At 35.6% G+C, this 16,147-nt stretch carries 17 protein-coding genes and 3 riboswitches; of the genes, 9 read left to right on the top strand and 8 right to left on the bottom strand.

Features of this window, described 5'->3' with window-relative positions:
* Positions 1 to 72: 72 nt before the first annotated feature.
* A riboswitch (SAM riboswitch) is annotated at positions 73 to 229 on the bottom strand.
* Between the two features lie 157 nt (positions 230 to 386).
* Positions 387 to 491, top strand: a riboswitch (SAM riboswitch).
* A gap of 104 nt (positions 492 to 595) precedes the next feature.
* The 5 genes from mtnW to MHI40_RS19085 all read left to right on the top strand — a co-directional run bounded on the left by mtnW (position 596) and on the right by MHI40_RS19085 (position 4,055).
* Positions 596 to 1,810, top strand: coding sequence for a 2,3-diketo-5-methylthiopentyl-1-phosphate enolase (mtnW, locus tag MHI40_RS19065; protein WP_340764210.1), 1,215 nt, complete (start codon positions 596 to 598; stop codon positions 1,808 to 1,810).
* 4 nt (positions 1,811 to 1,814) lie between these two features.
* Positions 1,815 to 2,480, top strand: coding sequence for a 2-hydroxy-3-keto-5-methylthiopentenyl-1-phosphate phosphatase (locus MHI40_RS19070; protein ID WP_340764212.1), 666 nt, complete (start codon positions 1,815 to 1,817; stop codon positions 2,478 to 2,480).
* Entirely contained in the window at positions 2,477 to 3,091 is a 615-nt protein-coding gene (locus tag MHI40_RS19075; protein WP_340764214.1) for a methylthioribulose 1-phosphate dehydratase, read from the top strand. The genes MHI40_RS19070 and MHI40_RS19075 overlap by 4 nt, the downstream gene beginning before the upstream one ends.
* Before the next feature lie 15 nt (positions 3,092 to 3,106).
* A complete protein-coding gene (locus MHI40_RS19080; RefSeq protein WP_340764216.1) occupies positions 3,107 to 3,640 on the top strand; it encodes a 1,2-dihydroxy-3-keto-5-methylthiopentene dioxygenase in 534 nt (177 codons plus the stop codon).
* A gap of 76 nt (positions 3,641 to 3,716) precedes the next feature.
* Entirely contained in the window at positions 3,717 to 4,055 is a 339-nt protein-coding gene (locus MHI40_RS19085) for a heme oxygenase (protein ID WP_093537961.1), read from the top strand.
* Between the two features lie 16 nt (positions 4,056 to 4,071).
* Here the strand turns inward: MHI40_RS19085 and MHI40_RS19090 are convergent, their stop codons facing one another.
* The 4 genes from MHI40_RS19090 to MHI40_RS19105 all read right to left on the bottom strand — a co-directional run bounded on the left by MHI40_RS19090 (position 4,072) and on the right by MHI40_RS19105 (position 7,319).
* On the bottom strand, positions 4,072 to 4,806 hold the full coding sequence (locus MHI40_RS19090; protein WP_340764220.1) for a hypothetical protein: 735 nt from the start codon (positions 4,804 to 4,806) through the stop codon (positions 4,072 to 4,074).
* Between the two features lie 23 nt (positions 4,807 to 4,829).
* The gene (locus tag MHI40_RS19095) at positions 4,830 to 5,564 is read right to left on the bottom strand and encodes an amino acid ABC transporter ATP-binding protein (RefSeq protein WP_340764222.1); all 735 of its coding nucleotides are present in this window, start codon (positions 5,562 to 5,564) and stop codon (positions 4,830 to 4,832) included.
* Between the two features lie 18 nt (positions 5,565 to 5,582).
* Entirely contained in the window at positions 5,583 to 6,344 is a 762-nt protein-coding gene (locus MHI40_RS19100; RefSeq protein ID WP_340764224.1) for an amino acid ABC transporter permease, read from the bottom strand.
* A gap of 129 nt (positions 6,345 to 6,473) precedes the next feature.
* Positions 6,474 to 7,319, bottom strand: a complete 846-nt coding sequence (locus tag MHI40_RS19105; RefSeq protein WP_340764226.1) for a transporter substrate-binding domain-containing protein — start codon at positions 7,317 to 7,319, stop codon at positions 6,474 to 6,476.
* A gap of 124 nt (positions 7,320 to 7,443) precedes the next feature.
* Positions 7,444 to 7,627: riboswitch (Lysine riboswitch) on the bottom strand.
* Positions 7,628 to 7,815: 188 nt separating this feature from the next.
* On the opposite strand from MHI40_RS19105, the gene MHI40_RS19110 reads away from it, so the two are divergent.
* A complete protein-coding gene (locus MHI40_RS19110) occupies positions 7,816 to 9,216 on the top strand; it encodes a purine-cytosine permease family protein (protein WP_093537966.1) in 1,401 nt (466 codons plus the stop codon).
* A 188-nt stretch (positions 9,217 to 9,404) separates the two neighbouring features.
* On the opposite strand, the gene MHI40_RS19115 is transcribed toward MHI40_RS19110, so the two are convergent.
* The gene (locus MHI40_RS19115; protein WP_093062371.1) at positions 9,405 to 9,569 is read right to left on the bottom strand and encodes a YvrJ family protein; all 165 of its coding nucleotides are present in this window, start codon (positions 9,567 to 9,569) and stop codon (positions 9,405 to 9,407) included.
* Between the two features lie 442 nt (positions 9,570 to 10,011).
* On the opposite strand from MHI40_RS19115, the gene MHI40_RS19120 reads away from it, so the two are divergent.
* Positions 10,012 to 11,316: a helix-turn-helix domain-containing protein gene (locus MHI40_RS19120; RefSeq protein ID WP_340764237.1), complete on the top strand. Its 1,305-nt coding sequence runs from the start codon at positions 10,012 to 10,014 to the stop codon at positions 11,314 to 11,316.
* Position 11,317: 1 nt separating this feature from the next.
* Complete coding sequence (locus tag MHI40_RS19125; RefSeq protein WP_281249759.1) at positions 11,318 to 11,449, top strand: hypothetical protein; 132 nt, start codon at positions 11,318 to 11,320, stop codon at positions 11,447 to 11,449.
* Positions 11,450 to 11,624: 175 nt separating this feature from the next.
* Here MHI40_RS19125 and gltP read toward each other — a convergent pair whose 3' ends face one another.
* The 3 genes from gltP to MHI40_RS19140 form a co-directional block, all read right to left on the bottom strand.
* Positions 11,625 to 12,905 (bottom strand): glutamate/aspartate:proton symporter GltP, encoded by a 1,281-nt coding sequence (gltP, locus tag MHI40_RS19130; RefSeq protein WP_093537968.1) that lies wholly within the window; start codon positions 12,903 to 12,905, stop codon positions 11,625 to 11,627.
* A 120-nt stretch (positions 12,906 to 13,025) separates the two neighbouring features.
* The gene (locus MHI40_RS19135) at positions 13,026 to 13,910 is read right to left on the bottom strand and encodes a response regulator (protein ID WP_340764240.1); all 885 of its coding nucleotides are present in this window, start codon (positions 13,908 to 13,910) and stop codon (positions 13,026 to 13,028) included.
* A 4-nt stretch (positions 13,911 to 13,914) separates the two neighbouring features.
* Complete coding sequence (locus tag MHI40_RS19140) at positions 13,915 to 15,180, bottom strand: sensor histidine kinase (protein WP_340764242.1); 1,266 nt, start codon at positions 15,178 to 15,180, stop codon at positions 13,915 to 13,917.
* 137 nt (positions 15,181 to 15,317) lie between these two features.
* On the opposite strand from MHI40_RS19140, the gene pgeF reads away from it, so the two are divergent.
* Positions 15,318 to 16,079 carry a peptidoglycan editing factor PgeF gene (gene pgeF, locus MHI40_RS19145; RefSeq protein ID WP_340764245.1) on the top strand — a complete coding sequence of 254 codons (762 nt, stop codon included), beginning with the start codon at positions 15,318 to 15,320 and terminating at the stop codon, positions 16,077 to 16,079.
* The last annotated feature ends 68 nt before the right edge of the window (positions 16,080 to 16,147 follow it).

The following is a 16,147-nucleotide window of genomic DNA, read 5'->3' on the forward strand; positions in this document are numbered from 1 at the left end:
GATCGTCCTCTCATTTACAAAATAAAAAACCTCTTTCCAAAAGAAAGAGGCTTAGAATAAGAGATTCTGAACCTCTTATCTCTCAGAAAGTAAACTTTCTGATGGAATTAGCACCGTGCCTTACGGAATTTTACATTCCGGCGCATAAAGCGCCCCGTCTCACAACGGTATTACGGTCGGTTGCTGGGCGTCATCGGGCCATTATCCCTCTGCCTGCTCTTGATAAGAGTGCGGTACAACTATGATGTTTGTTTAGAATCCTAGCATATTAGAAAAAGCTATGTCAATACAATTTTGAATAATGATAATTTTTCAATTTCTTGTTGACAGAATTTTTAATGCATGGAATAATCAATATAATTTATTAAATACAAACTGAATATTTTTTCTTATTTAGAGCAGGTGGAGGGACAAGCCCTATGATACCCGGCAACCGATTCAATTATGAACACGGTGCTAATTCTTGCAGTCAAATGGCTGAGAGATAAGAAGTTGTTAAGCTATTAACCTCTTCTTATTTGAAGAGGTTTTTTATATTATCTGTCTAGCTCTAGCGCCTAGGCACTTACGCTTTTCTAATATTAGGAGTGAAAAAATGAGTGGAATTACTGCGCACTATCAACTATACGGAAAGTCTGGTTCTTTTGAAAAAAAAGCGGATGATATTGCTCTTGGATTGACTATTGGTTCTTGGACCAATTTAGCCTTTTTAGAACAGGAACAGCTAAAAAAACATAAAGGAACTGTACGATCAGTTACTGAATTTGAAAATATTCTTCACCCTATTCATCCCGAAATAATTAAAGGAGAAATTAAAGTATTCTATCCTGCCGCAAATTTTTCAGCAGATATACCAGCAATTTTAACTACCGTTTTCGGCAAACTATCTCTGGATGGAGAAGTAAAATTATTGGATTTAGAATTTGACACAAATATATTATCCCATTTCCCTGGCCCTCGCTTCGGCATTCAAGGTATCCGAGAAAGATTGGGAGTTTATGAACGTCCACTCATCATGAGTATCTTCAAAGGTGTCATTGGAAGAGATATCGAGTACCTAGCGCAACAACTGAAGCAACAAGCACTTGGTGGAGTTGACCTTGTAAAAGATGACGAAATCCTATTTGACAATCCACTTACTTCTTTTGAAACACGTATCTCTACTGGTCGAGAGGTATTAAGACAAGTGTATGAAGAAACTGGTCATCGTACTCTATACGCAGTAAATTTGTCGGGACGTACATTCAAACTAAAGGACAAGGCCAAAAAAGCACGGGAACTTGGAGCAGATGCACTCTTATTTAATGTCCATGCATACGGTTTAGACGTTCTTCAGGAGTTAGCAGAGGACGAAGAGATTCAATTACCACTCATGGCTCATCCGGCTTATAGTGGAGCATTCACGTCCTCAGGATTTTATGGAGTTTCCACGGCACTTGTTCTTGGTAAGCTTACCCGCTATGCAGGAGCAGATTTTTCATTATTCCCTTCTCCTTATGGCAGTGTTGCACTTGAAAAATCTGTAGCTCTCTCTTTAGGGAAAGAACTAACAAAGCCTAGTGAAGTAAAACAAAGCTTTCCGGTGCCTTCTGCAGGCATTCACCCTGGTCTCGTACCACTGTTAATGAATGACTATGGAATCGACAGCATCATTAATGCCGGGGGTGGAGTACACGGTCATCCGGCCGGTGCAACCGGAGGAGGTTTGGCTTTTAGACAGGCAGTATCGGCTGTTTTGGAAGGTATTCCATTAGAAGAAGCAGCTAAAACCCAGAGTGAATTAAACACAGCACTTGAATTATGGAGGTGATAATATGAGTAATCTTGTAGTTTTTTGTGACTTCGATGGAACTATTACCAATCAGGATAACATTATGGCAATCATGAAAGAGTTTGCTCCACCAGAATGGACATCGATTAAAGATGATATTTTAGGACAACGAATTTCCATACAAGATGGTGTAGCAAAAATGTTCACACTCCTTCCTGTTGAGTCAAAAGATGACATTATCTCTTTTGTGCTTAAGCAGGCAGTCATCCGTGATGGGTTTAGTGAATTTGTCTCGTATGCAAAAAAACACAACATACCACTCTACATCGTAAGTGGCGGCATAGACTTTTTTGTCCACAAGCTACTAGAACCATTCGGGCCATTTACAGGAGTCTATTGTAATACATCCGAATTTTCCAAGGATACAATTCACATTAAGTTTCCGTATAGCTGTGATGATCAATGTACTAGCCAAGGCTGTGGTTGCTGTAAACCCTCTATTATTCGTACCCTTCTTGACCAAGATGCTGTGAGCGTTGTGATTGGGGATTCCATCACTGATCTTGAAGCAGCAAAATTAGGTAATGTCGTTATTGCGAGGGATTTCTTAATCGAAAAATGCGATGAATTGAATATTCCCTATGAACCTTTTGAGAACTTCCACGATGTGATAAAAATTATTGACGCAAAGTTAGGTGTGGAAATATGACTTTACAAGATAAATGGGAAGAACTTGCAGACATAAAAGATGAATTAGCCGTACGGGATTGGTTTATGGGGACGAGCGGTAATCTTGCTATTAAAGTACATGATAATCCTATGGAGTTCTTAGTGACAGCAAGCGGAAAAGATAAAAAAAAGAGAACAGCAGAGGATTTTTTACTTGTTGATGCAGATGGAAACCCAGTCGAAAATACACATTTAACTCCATCAGCCGAAACATTATTACACTGTGCAATATATCGCGAAACAAATGCAGGTTGTAGCTTACACATCCATACAGTTGCAAATAACGTTATTTCCGAATTATATGGTGACAAAGGTTCAGTGGATTTTCAAGGTATTGAACTTATTAAAGCTTTTGGAATGTGGGAAGAGGATGCCATACTATCGATACCCATTATCCCTAACTACGCCCATATACCAAAGCTTGCAGAAGAGTTTACACCGTATATTTCTGCAGACAAGGGAGTTATACTCATTCGAAATCACGGAATAACTGTTTGGGGAAAAGATGGATTTGAGGCAAAAAAATTACTTGAAGCTTGCGAATTTTTATTTCAGTATCAATTAGCACTACATCAAATACACTCAAAATAGAAAGGAAGATTGTTAATGGCTATTATTAAAATTCAAGGAACAAATGAAACAATTAAAGAGCAAAAAGAGGTAGCAGCATTTTTAGAGAACCAAGAAGTAATTTATGAGCATTGGGATATTAACAAACTACCAGAAAACCTTCGTGAAAAGTTTGACTTAAGCGACGGAGAAAAGCAAGAGATTCTCCAAGCCTTCCAAATTGAAATAGATGATATCTCTAGTCGCCGTGGCTATCAAGCGGCCGATATTATCTCTCTTTCAGATTCGAACCCAAACTTAGACGAACTGTTAAAAAATTTCGAACGCAAACACCTTCATACCGACGATGAAGTTCGTTATATTGTAAGTGGTCACGGTGTCTTCATCATACAAGGCAAGGATGAACGCTACTTTGAAGTTCATCTTTCACCTGGTGATTTGATATCTGTGCCTGAGAATATTACACATTACTTCACATTATCAGAGGACCGTAAAGTTGTTGCTGTACGCATATTTGTAACAACAGAGGGGTGGGTCCCAGTTTATCAAGAGGAAGCAGTAGAACAATAGAGGTAAATGCTCTTTGTAGGAATAAGAAAAAAGGAATGCTATACTAACTTTATCTAATAAGAAAGGAGAATGTACAATGATTATTGTAACGAATCGCATCAAAACCAAACCAGGATTTGCAGAAAAAATGGCTCCAAATTTCACAAAACCAAGCCCCCTTCAAGAAATGGAAGGCTTCATCAAAGTAGAGGTCGCTATTACTCAAGGACCAACTGAATATGATGAAATGAATGTAAATATGTACTGGGAGAAAGAAGAAAACTTCCAAGCATGGAAAGACAGTGATCTCTTCAAAGAATCGCATAAACGTCCCGAGTCTGGCTCTCCTGAAGCTTCTAAAGAATCTCCACTTTTAGGTAATGAATTAATCATTTCTAAAGTTGCCGCTTCAATAGAAGCAATTTCCAAAAACTAAAATAAAAGTGGAGGACTCATCTTCTGAGTTCATCCACTTTTTTCATGTCTATTCGGTAAATCCCCTTTATATCTCGTAATATACATCCATTTGTTTCAAAAATCCGTCTCATAGGGGCATTTCCTGTGTCTGTACTCCCTACATATATCTTGGCACCTAATTTTTTCAAAAGCTCTAAAGAAATAGCATGAAATATCTTTCCATATCCTTTTTGACGTTGCTCTGGAACTACCCCAAAGTAAAACATTCTACCTTCTTCTGTCGTGCCTTGTTCAATATGAGGAATACTAATACCGTAGTTCCTACCATTTTGAGAAAAGATAAAACATTGATCTCGCCAATTAGTACCTAATTCAAGTTCTAATGACTCCATTATTTGACTGATAGAAAACAGCTTATTCTTGTTCGCTGAGCCACTCCTACATGCATCATACAATCTAGCAAAATCAGAATCCGTAACTTGACTCTCAGAGAGAGCATCTACTTGAAAATCACTAGTATTTTTAAATGGTCCTTGTAGTGTCTTTGTGTACTCTACAATAGACGACACTTTTTTGAACCGACGCTTTAAAAGCCAATCCTCATTTTCTTCATCCATCAGAAGGGATAGATATGCTACATTTTGTTCTTTCCACTCTGTTAATAATTGATCGAACGCAACTAAATAATCTATATTTGGAATATGGGATACTTTATGTTGATCCACAAGCCAGTATTCTCGTTCTTTTTTTATCAGATTGAAAAGGTCCACCTTTCGATTCCTCCATACTGTTATTAACTTAATGTTCGTTTTAAAAATGTTTTAGTTCTTTCTTCCCTCGGGTTGTTGAAAATTTGTTCTGGAGGTCCCTCCTCAGCAATTACGCCTTTATCCATAAAAACAACCCGATCGGCTACTTCTTTAGCAAACTCCATTTCATGTGTCACTATTAACATTGTAAGTCCCGTACTTGCTAACTCTTTCATCACTTTTAATACCTCTCCAACCATTTCTGGATCCAGTGCGGAGGTAGGTTCATCAAATAACATGACATCCGGTTCCATGGAAAGTGCTCTTGCTATAGCGACACGTTGCTTTTGACCACCTGATAGTTGCTTAGGCTTGGCATTTACATAATGATCCATTCCCACTACTTTTAAGTATTTTAACGCAATCTTTTCGGCATCCTCTTTAGAACGTTTTAATACCTTTACTTGACCTACCATACAATTGTTTAACGCATTATGGTTATTAAATAAGTTGAACTGTTGAAAAACCATTCCTAACTTTTTTCGGTAGGCATGGATATCATGTTTTTCATCTAAAATATTCTCTCCACGATAAATAATTTGACCGCCACTAGGCTTTTCCAACAAATTTATACAACGAAGTAAAGTAGATTTTCCTGATCCAGAGGAACCGATGATGCAAATAACCTCTCCTTTGTTCACTGAAAAATCTATGTCTCTTAAGACCTCATGATTTCCGAAGGATTTACTTAAATGTTGAACTTCGATGACATTTCCCATAGATTTCTCCTCCTTCGTTTAATCGATATTCGCATTATTTTTAGGTAACATAAGTTGCGGTGGCGGCTGACCAATCATACTGTAGTTTTCCGGGCCGTCTAATCTTCTCTCTATATATCGTAATATTAATGTTACTGTAAACGTCATGACGAAATACAAAATACATGCTATAAAGAATGGTTCAAAGTATTTAAAGCTTATACCTGCAACTGTTTTCGCTTGAAAATATAGTTCCGTAACACCTATTACATTCAAGACAGACGTATCTTTAATATTAATGATAAATTGATTTCCTGTTGCTGGTAAAATATTTCGGATGACTTGAGGTAGAACAACACTCCACATTGTTTGAACATGATTCATACCAATTGCTTGTGCAGCTTCGAATTGCCCCTTATCAATGGAAATAACACCGCCCCGTACAATTTCTGCCATATATGCACCCGTGTTGATCGAAACGATGAATATTGCTGCTGTTGTACGGTCCATATCTATCCCAAAAGCAAGCGCAGATCCATAGAATATTACCATGGCCTGTACGATCATCGGAGTTCCTCTAAAAAACTCAATATATGCAGAAAGTATTAGATTTACTACTTTTAACAAAATACGTTTCATTTTTCTTTCAGGTTTAGGAATTGTACGAATAACCCCTGCTAGCAAGCCAATAACTGCACCAAAAATTGTACCAATAATTGATATTAATAATGTCATTCCTGCTCCACGAAGGAACATCGGCCAGTTATTAGTAATCATAGAAATAATATATTCAATGCTCATACATTTCCCTCCTTTCTTAGAAAAGTCGCAGACGCTGCTGGCGTCTGGAGCTAGATAGTTAATAATTAGAAAGCATATATTCCATATAAAAACCGACTGCAAAAAGATGCAGCCGGTATCACTTCACCCTTATTCTGCCGCTGGTTGGTTATTGATAGCAGCATCCATAATTTCTTGTCTTTCTTCTTCAGAAATTTCCGCTAAAATTTTATTAATATCTTCTGTTAATTTACTATCTTTTTTTAAGCCTACTGCTACTGCTGTATCCTCTTCTGCCGCTTTAAATCCATCCGTAAATTCAACCATTGCAAAGTTGGCATTAGCGGAAGAAGCACTAATTCCTTCTGGACGTTCAGACACATAACCATCAATAACTCCAGATTCTAATGCTACACGCATTGCAGAGAAATTATCAGATGCTGGTTGTTTTTGCACATCTTTGATTTGATCAATTACACCATAGTGAGAAGTATTTAACTGACCTGTAATTTTAGCACCACTAAAGTCTTGAATAGAAGTAGCCCCTTCAAAAGCTCCACCTTTTTTCACTACCATAACAAAGTTGGAAGTATAGTAGTTTTCCGAAAAGTCGATTGTTTCTTTACGCTCTTCTGTAGGTGACATTCCCGCTATAATTGCATCAATTTTGTCTGATTGCAATGATGGCACAAGCCCATCCCACTCTGTTTTAACGATAACTAGTTCCTTTCCTAATCCATCCGCAATACGTTTAGCAATTTCCACATCATATCCACCAGCATACTCTGCGTTTCCATCAATCTTCACTCCACCATTGGAATCGTCTAGTTGAGTCCAGTTAAAAGGTGCATAACCTGCTTCTAAGCCTACTGTAAATGTATCAGCCGTATCTTTAGCTGTTGAAGATCCCGAAGTCTCTTTATCAGCCGTTCCACATGCCGCTAATAACAATGTAATAGATACAAATATCGTTAAAAATGCTAATCTTTTTTTCATTCTAATTTCTCCCTTTTTATCAATATATGTTCTTGCCTATAAAAAAAGACAACTTGTACAAAAAAAGACCTGAGATGAACTCAGGTCGCAATATGTATAGTTGCCCAGGTCCTCTACTTTTCCCAAATGAGATAGCACACCATTATAAACCGGGATGTTTATAGTGGACAGTCCTGCAATTATTAACTACAGACCCAGCAAGTAATAACGAGTAATATTACAAACTTCGGCGACATTTCCTTCTCCCTAGCATCGTAGCTTCTCAAACTCCACTAAGGACTGTTAAATATCGCGCCTCTACCTCACTACACTAAGTGAGGTTATATTCAATTATGTTTCATAGTTTACAATACACATATATTTCTGTCAACTACCTCAGTATTAATACTTAGCTAGGTATATGTTATAATTAATGGTGGAAATATAAAAACAATGAGAATTTAGTTATTAATGTGTCTACTTACATTGGTAATTATTTTTAAAGGAGAATGATATTATGAGATCTGTCCAAACTACAGATCACAAAGTAACAGAACAAATGGACTCAGATTATTCATTAGAAAAGGTACCCCGTAGCCAAAGAAATATGGGTTGGTTAAGTATAACCAATATTACATTCGGCATAGCCACTGCCATTTTTTACTTTCAAATGGGTAGTGTAATGGCTCTGCAATTTGGGGCACTAAATGCTATTATCTCCTCGATTTACGCAATAGTAGTTGCCGGTATATTAGGAACCTTCATTGCTTACTTATCCGCGAAATCTGGTATGAATGTCAATTTATTATCTAGAGGCGGTGGTTTTGGCTATATAGGTGCTTCCCTAACATCGTTCCTCTACGCGACAAACTTTATTATGTATTGTGCATTTGAAGGACTCATTTTAGTATCCGCGGTTCACACCTTCTTCCCTAACCTACAAGAATGGGCATTAATCATTTTCTTCGGTTTTATCGTTATACCTTTAAACTGGTTTGGAATTAAACAACTAGATAAGTTACAAAAGTGGTCTCTACCTATATTTGTAGTTTTCTTAATAACAGCAGTTGTTATATCATTTTATAAACCTTCCGTATTTGAAGGACCTTTTTGGACTTATTTACCTGAGGGCGTTCAAGTTGGAGGACAAGCCTTACTCCTTTGCATAGGTGTTCAACATGGAATAATGGGTCTAACAGCCCTACTAGCATCTGATTATGCTCGTTTTCTAAAACCAAAAGATATTAAAATTGGTTCGGTGGCAATCGGTTTTATTCCACAGATTTTCTGCTTCGGTATTATGGGGGGTCTTGGTATTTGGTTTGGTGTTCGCTTAGGTGAACCAAATCCAGGAGTTTATATTGTAATGCTTCTAGGTATTGGTGGAGCATTATTCACGATGCTAACTCAACTACGTATAAATATTACTAACATATATAGTAGTTCCCTATCGCTATCAAACTTCTTTGAAAACATTTTTAAATTTACACCTGGACGCAGATTTTGGGTGGTTGTAAGTGCAATTACTGCAATAATTCTAATGCTCGGTGGTATTGTAGATCATTTAGATACAGCTATGACATTTCAAGGTGTATTTTTACTATCATGGGCAGCTATATTGGTGACCGATGCATTGGTCGTTAAAAAAGCTTTGAAAATTGGGAATGGTTATTATGAGGCTCGACAAGAATTTCTCTACAAATGGAATCCTGTTGGAGTTGTTTCTTTAATCGTTGCTAGTGGCATAGGTACATTTGCAGCATTAGGTTATATGGGTTCATTTTTACAAAGTACCGCTGCTTTCTTTGCAGCTATTTTAGCAGCAATTCTTACTGTTTTTATAGCAGTATTAACAAAAGGGAAATATTACAATAAAGGTGCTGCCGACGATATCCCCAAAGAGGATTATATTGCATAACAGTAGTTCCCCTTATTCACATTAAAAAAGTAATCCATTTTTGAGTTATTACTCAGGATGGATTACTTTTCACTTCTAGCATTTTCTTAGAAGAAAATTATAGTTAGTGAAAATAAGCTTAGCTTACCTTTAAAAGAATAATTTTAATCTATATTATCAACAGGAACTCAATCCTTCTTGTTACATGTTCACTTTCTTTTTTCTATACTATTGTTAACAACATTTGCTATATTGTGAATGGTATTTTCGAGAGAGTCTATTTTATTTTCAAAGCGATGTAATAAATAAATAGTGACTACAATAGGAAATCCAAAGTTTCCAATTAATTGTACGATGTTTTCCTCCCCAATCATGTGTACCCCCCTTTCCCTTTTATTTACCATTCCCAAACAATTGATATTCCCGTTGAGTAAAACCATTTAAAGTAGGACTGTTGTATTGCTAAAACTTACTTGTCCAAAAACAATTTTATCTCACGTTAGTCTTCTTCCTCCTTTTTATTAATATTTTATTTAATTATACTAAATTTTTGTTATATTTAGAATGATTAAAGGTTGGGAAACATTACCTGAGTTCTTCCCTTATTACTATATAACTCAACCTATTTTCCTATTTTAATGAAAATTTACTACTTCTAAATTAATTCGGATAATTATTGTATCAATATTCTACAATTCTCTACAATATAATAAGTCTTTCTACAATTTAGTAGTCGTTTTTGGTCGAACGATTGAAAAAGGATATTTAGATTATTTCAAGAATTAGTACATTACTAATTCATAAGGGGTGAAGAAAATGAGTAGTATAGGTCATATAATAAAATCAGAAAGAATAGACCAAAGTATGAAACAAACCACATTGGCCAAAGGAATCTGCTCTACATCCTATTTAAGTAAAATAGAAAATAGTTTAACTGTTCCAAGTGAAGAAGTAGTAAATTTATTACTCAAAAAACTAGATATAGAAATAGATCAAGTGTCCAGTGAAAAGGAAAATAAAGTGATTACATCCCTATCCGAATTATACAAAATAGGAGTTTTGAAGAGAGATAAAAACTTTATAAGGGGAGCTTTACAGAAATACACCGACGAAAAACTACACTTTTTACAACTAAATAATTATTACAGTTATCAACTTTACCTCTTCCGTCTACTGTTAATACTAGATGAGAAGAAGGAAAACCTGCAGTCAATCTATAAGGCAATTGTACAAATAAAAGACGAGATAGACGAGAAAACAAAGTTTATTCTTAATTTGAATTTGGGGATTTATAGTTATTTAGAGGGGAATTACCAAGCTGCATTAAACCGGTTAGAGCTTTCATTAGGACACTTAAATAAAGGGAGTATTGAAGAATGGGAATTAGCTGATTTCTATAATGTACTTAGTTTAACGTACTCAAAATGTAATGAATTTTTTAATGCAATTAATTACGCTTCCAAATCACTACTTTACTATAAAGATAATCTGTTATTCGAAAGAGCTATTGATAATTACATTGTTATAGGAATTGCCTATAAAAAAATGAGACAATTTCAAGAAGCGGAAAAGAACTATTATTTAGCGGCAAAGCTTGCGAAAGACTATAAATTGATTAACTATGAGGAGGTGATTTACCAAAACCTAGGGTCCTTATATGCCATTCAAGGGTGTCCTGAAAAAGCAATAGAGTTTTATAAGCTTAGTTTAAAAATTAAAGAAGAAGACTGTAATGCGGAAGGATACTTACTAACAACTTTATCTATTATAAAAGAGTATTCCAAGCAATCTGACCATCAACAGGTTCTGCAATGGTGTCAAAAAGGATTAATAAAAATTGCTCAAGAAAAATCATCTACAAAAAATTATTTTGCTTATTTTTACCACCTTGAAATTTATAGTCATTACCTTAACCAAACGGAAGAACTTGAAATGGTATTAACAGAAGCTATAAGTTATTTTGAAAACGAACAAGATGGACGACATGTTCAAAAGTATTCTATATTATTGGCAGACTATCTTTTTAAACATCACAAGTTTAAAGCAGCAAGTATATATTATCAAAAAGCAAATCAGGTTTTATTTAAACAAAAATTTATTAATAATTGGGAGGATTTATAAAATGAAAAAGAAGATTGTATTGCTAACCTTATCAAGTATTGTCGTCCTGGCTCTAAGCTTTACAACGAACATAAAACATATTAGCGAGGACGAAACTCCAAGACCAACATCTATAGACAATTCGTTTATTTAAAAAACTCAACATTTGAAGCACAGTTTCAAGTCAGGTCTTTAACGAAGCACACCATTCATTACTAAATTTATCGTAGAGCTTTTCTGAGACTACAAAAAACCGGTCATCCAATTGGATAACCGGTTTTTTTGTTGTTATGACTCTAGAATATAGTGACCTTTTTCTATAAAAGATGTTACACCGTTTTCTTTAAAGAAAGATAATACGCTTCTTCTTTTTCTTGATCGAATCGGCCTTCCCACTTAGCCATAACGATCGTAGCTAGTGCATTTCCTACAACATTAACAACTGTACGAGCCATGTCTAGAAGACGGTCAATTCCAGCGATGAAGGCTAGACCTTCAAGTGGGATACCAACTGTTCCTAAAGTTGCCAGTAACACAACAAACGAAACCCCTGGAACTCCTGCAATACCTTTAGAAGTGACCATTAGAACTAGTACTAAAGTAATTTGTTGAGAAATACTTAAGTCAATATTATACATCTGAGCTATAAAGATTGCCGCGATTGCTTGATACAACGTAGAACCATCCAAGTTAAACGAATATCCTGTTGGCACTACAAACGATACGATATCTTTTGGTGCTCCGAATTTCTCCATCTTCTCCATTACTTTTGGTAAAACTGTTTCTGAACTTGACGTTGAATACGCTAAAAGAAGTTCGTCCTTTAGTACTTTTAGTAGATGGAATATATTGATTCCAACAAATTTTGCTATACCTCCAAGTACAATGATTATAAAGAATATCATTGTAGCGTACACAAGAATCATTAGCTTGCCCAGCGGCAACAAGGATTCGAGACCAAATTTAGAAACTGTTACTCCGATTAAAGCAAAAACGCCAAAAGGAGCAAATTTCATAATAAGATTTGTGACCCAGAACATCGCATCTGCTGTACCCTGGAAGAAAGCTAAAACAGGCTTTCCTTTTTCACCGATTGCCGCAATACCTAGCCCAAATAATACCGAAAAGAAAATAATTGGAAGCATTTCTCCTGCCGCCATCGCTTGCACGATATTATCAGGAACTATTCCTACAATTATATCTAATATCCCATGATCCTCTTTTTGGACTTGCTCTGTTGTTTGAACATATTGATCGATATCACCTTTAGCAAGGCTTGACATATCTATCCCTTCACCAGGTTGGAAAATGTTTGCTGCAAATAATCCAATGATAATAGCAAAGGTTGTTACAAGCTCAAAGTAAATTAGTGTTTTCCCACCCAATTTACCTAATTGTTTGATATCACCAGTTCCCGCAACACCTAAGATTAAAGTTGAAACAATGATAGGAACAACTATCATTTTAATCATATTGATAAACATGGTTCCTATTGGCTGCAAGTACTTTTCTACTGAAGGATTTCCAAAGAAAACTGCACCCACAATAATCCCTAGGATTAGACCTACTAATATTTGATATGCTAATGTAAACTTGAATTTCTTTTTCATATTATGCTATCCCTCCTAGTTGTAAGCGCTTTCCATATATAAATAGCTTAAAACTATTTTAAAGATAACCTATCAAATCCTACAAAATCCTACATTTTACTTCCCCGGACGAAGAGTCTTCTAAATTTGCTTATAACTTTCCAATACTTCGACGTATAACATTTGAAGAAACTTTTTAATATTAATCTTTATTTTGGAAGAGTTAAAGCGGTTCTCTCCTACCTCAATCATCAACCTTCGAACTTCTTGGAATTCAAAGTATCGGGGTGCATAATGCTCAAATTCTCTACTTGTATAATCGATTGAACCAATTGTAGCCATATGCTGTATTGCTGCTAATATAGTTCTTCGGAGCCGCTGCTCAATTGCTTTCATTTCCTTTTTTATATCTTCTGCATTCCGTCTTCTCGCAAGAGACTCATAAATATCGATTAATGCTGGAAAAACGTTCGACTCATTGTTTCCGTGCACTAACATTTCTATAATCTCTTTCAGGTCATTGCTGCCTACCTCACTCATTATCCCCATATCACCAAGCTTGATACTGACCAATTCTCCCACGTTTACCTTTTTTAGAGGGGGCATAATTGTATTGAAGCTTGCTAATGATTCTTTTATCGTTAAAAGCGAATTCCTTAACCGTTTTTGTTCTGCATTTTTCTGCAATATACTTTGAACCTCTACCCTATTAATTGGTTTATGTATAAAAAATTCAATTCCTTTTTTATAAGCTTCTCCTACCATTTCTTTATTAACAATTTGAGAAATCATGATAAATTGACCTTCAAATCCTCTATTTTTCAATTTTTCAATTGTTTCGATGCCATCTAAATCTGGCATGAGAAAGTCAACCAGCACTACATCTGGAAGTGTAGCAAGTATTGGAACTAAGCTTTTTTCACCATTTTCTGCTTCTCCAATTACTAATCCTAACTCGTCATCTGTTATGATTTTTCTTAGCATCATTCTACTTGCTGGATCATCATCTACAATATAGTAACGCAATATTTTACCCACCTTTTCTTATGTTTTCTGTTGGGATATTTACCTTAAAGGTAGTACCTTTATCAAAAGATTCAATTTGTACTTGGCCTTCCAAGGTTGTAATAATTTCTTTGACGTGGGATAGACCAATACCTGTTGCAGCTACTCCTGAATCATTAAATTTGGTAGTATAGCCTGGTTCAAATACAATGCCATGATCTTCTTTGGAGATACCTCCTCCAGTATCTTTGATAATAAACCACGTTAATTCTGACTCTTCACAAACCTCTATGCTAACTTTGCCTGTAGTTGATATAGCTTCTACTGCATTAGCACATATATTATTCAATAGTGCCAACAATGGAATTTGTTGCTCTGTCTCATAATCGACTAAAATAGTAGAGTGAATGACAATTTCTTTATTAAGTAATTCACTGTATTTTTCGTTCCCTTGGATAACAAGCTGTACAACTTCTGAGAGCGTGTAATGTTTGTTCTTTTCAACTGTTGTGATCTTTTGCAATCCTGCTAAAATCCGTTGAGAGTCCTTTTTTACCTCATGTATTTCTTGAGCAATTTTCAACGCTTGGGTACTTAAAGCAAGATGATCCTGGCTCTTTAATTTGCGGTATAAATCATGGCTAGAAGCAGTAATTTTCTCTATATGATTCATCGATTTTTGTAGATAAAGTGTTTCTGCATATAAGTTTGAACCAACCTTTAACATTTCTTGTATCCGCTTATTTTGCTCCATTATAATAATTGAGCTATATAAGCCTACTACAAAATAACTTCGAAAAATGGCTACCAATGCTAATAGTACCCATTCTTGAACCTCCAGATGCATATTGCTCCATAATAAATATCGAACAATATGCTCCACACTATTAGCTGTAAACTCCAAAACTGTGGCAAACGCTCCTAGAAGCAGAGGCGCCTTTTTAAACCGCTCTATGCGTATAACACTAAACCCAGTTGCAAAAAGCAAATAAAATAAAAAAGCGGGTATATGATCTACTAATATTAGCCCAAAAGCCTCATCAGTAAATATCATATCCTCCCCAATTCGCACAAGAACAACCGTAACTCCTGTTAAAAAACCCGTGAATATTAAAGACGTCGGTTGAAATATTAACAGAAGAAAGAAAAAAGCAGCACTTCCTAATCCAAAACGGAAATCCTCCCCATTAAAAGGAATCACTTTAAATTCGCTAGCTATTACAGTTATTAATATCGTTAAAATTAGTACACTCCATTTATTAGCGACTAATTGGTGTCGTTTAAAAACCATAAAACTCTCCTATATGGATATATTTATTAGATATAAGTATAGCATTTCCAACGAAACTTTAGACAAAAGTACAATCATCCCATTGTATTATATATACATTTAAAACCCGCTATTATATAGTGAATTTAGGTGATGACATGAAAATGAAAATGTACGTTAATAATGACAAGATAGTTGCAGGAATGACCTTGAAAAATACTACAGAACTAGAACAAGGAAACATGGCTCTACATATTTGTGAAAATACGGAGTACATCCTTGAAAACCGAAAAAAACTAGCGACTTCTCTTTCTAGTGAAATGGACAATTTCGTTTGCGCCAATCAAACGCATAGTGCCAACTTTCATCGAGTAACAATTGAAGATAAAGGTCTTGGAGCTAGAACAAAGGATACCGCCATACCTGACACGGATGCTTTGTATACTTTTGAGTCGAATATTATTTTAACCAGTTTCTCCGCTGATTGTGTTCCCGTCATCTTTTACAACAAAGTGAATGGTCTTATTGGTGTTATTCATTCGGGCTGGCAAGGGACGATTAAGGAAGTGACCCTAAAGCTGTTTAGACACTTAAAAAGTGTTGAAAACTGTAACCCAAGTGACTTCCATGTACAAATAGGTGCTGCCCTGAGCCAAGAAAAGTTCGAAGTAGATCTAGATGTCTATAAAAAGTTTAATAACTTAGGCTATGCTAAAGACTTTATATATTTTAAGAGTTCAACTAACAAGTATCATATCGACAATCAGTTAACGGTGAAAAAACAGTGCGAGCTCGCCGGAATTCCTACAGACCATATTACAATTGATCCAACCTGTACGTTTATAAGTCCAGATGGATTCTCTTATCGAGAGGATCGACAATCAGGTCGGCATTTAAGTTTTATTATGAAAAAAGATTAACCTCCCAAAAGCACATCGACTTCGATGTGCTTTTTACTTATTGCACTCCTCACTAATTTTGAGTTATT

The organism is Psychrobacillus sp. FSL H8-0510 (assembly GCF_038008345.1).
GTDB classification, from domain to species: domain Bacteria; phylum Bacillota; class Bacilli; order Bacillales_A; family Planococcaceae; genus Psychrobacillus; species Psychrobacillus psychrotolerans.

Bases quoted from the DNA above. Each gene is read 5' to 3' on its own strand.
- MHI40_RS19070 (WP_340764212.1), top strand. From the start codon at position 1,815: ATGAGTAATCTTGTAGTTTTTTGTGACTTCGATGGAACTATTACCAAT.
- MHI40_RS19105 (WP_340764226.1), bottom strand. From the start codon at position 7,319: ATGAAAAAAAGATTAGCATTTTTAACGATATTTGTATCTATTACATTG.
- MHI40_RS19140 (WP_340764242.1), bottom strand. From the start codon at position 15,180: ATGGTTTTTAAACGACACCAATTAGTCGCTAATAAATGGAGTGTACTA.
- pgeF (WP_340764245.1), top strand. From the start codon at position 15,318: ATGAAAATGAAAATGTACGTTAATAATGACAAGATAGTTGCAGGAATG.
- MHI40_RS19125 (WP_281249759.1), top strand. From the start codon at position 11,318: ATGAAAAAGAAGATTGTATTGCTAACCTTATCAAGTATTGTCGTCCTG.
- MHI40_RS19080 (WP_340764216.1), top strand. From the start codon at position 3,107: ATGGCTATTATTAAAATTCAAGGAACAAATGAAACAATTAAAGAGCAA.
- MHI40_RS19100 (WP_340764224.1), bottom strand. From the start codon at position 6,344: ATGAGCATTGAATATATTATTTCTATGATTACTAATAACTGGCCGATG.
- gltP (WP_093537968.1), bottom strand. From the start codon at position 12,905: ATGAAAAAGAAATTCAAGTTTACATTAGCATATCAAATATTAGTAGGT.
- mtnW (WP_340764210.1), top strand. From the start codon at position 596: ATGAGTGGAATTACTGCGCACTATCAACTATACGGAAAGTCTGGTTCT.
- MHI40_RS19110 (WP_093537966.1), top strand. From the start codon at position 7,816: ATGAGATCTGTCCAAACTACAGATCACAAAGTAACAGAACAAATGGAC.
- MHI40_RS19115 (WP_093062371.1), bottom strand. From the start codon at position 9,569: ATGATTGGGGAGGAAAACATCGTACAATTAATTGGAAACTTTGGATTT.
- MHI40_RS19120 (WP_340764237.1), top strand. From the start codon at position 10,012: ATGAGTAGTATAGGTCATATAATAAAATCAGAAAGAATAGACCAAAGT.
- MHI40_RS19085 (WP_093537961.1), top strand. From the start codon at position 3,717: ATGATTATTGTAACGAATCGCATCAAAACCAAACCAGGATTTGCAGAA.
- MHI40_RS19095 (WP_340764222.1), bottom strand. From the start codon at position 5,564: ATGGGAAATGTCATCGAAGTTCAACATTTAAGTAAATCCTTCGGAAAT.
- MHI40_RS19075 (WP_340764214.1), top strand. From the start codon at position 2,477: ATGACTTTACAAGATAAATGGGAAGAACTTGCAGACATAAAAGATGAA.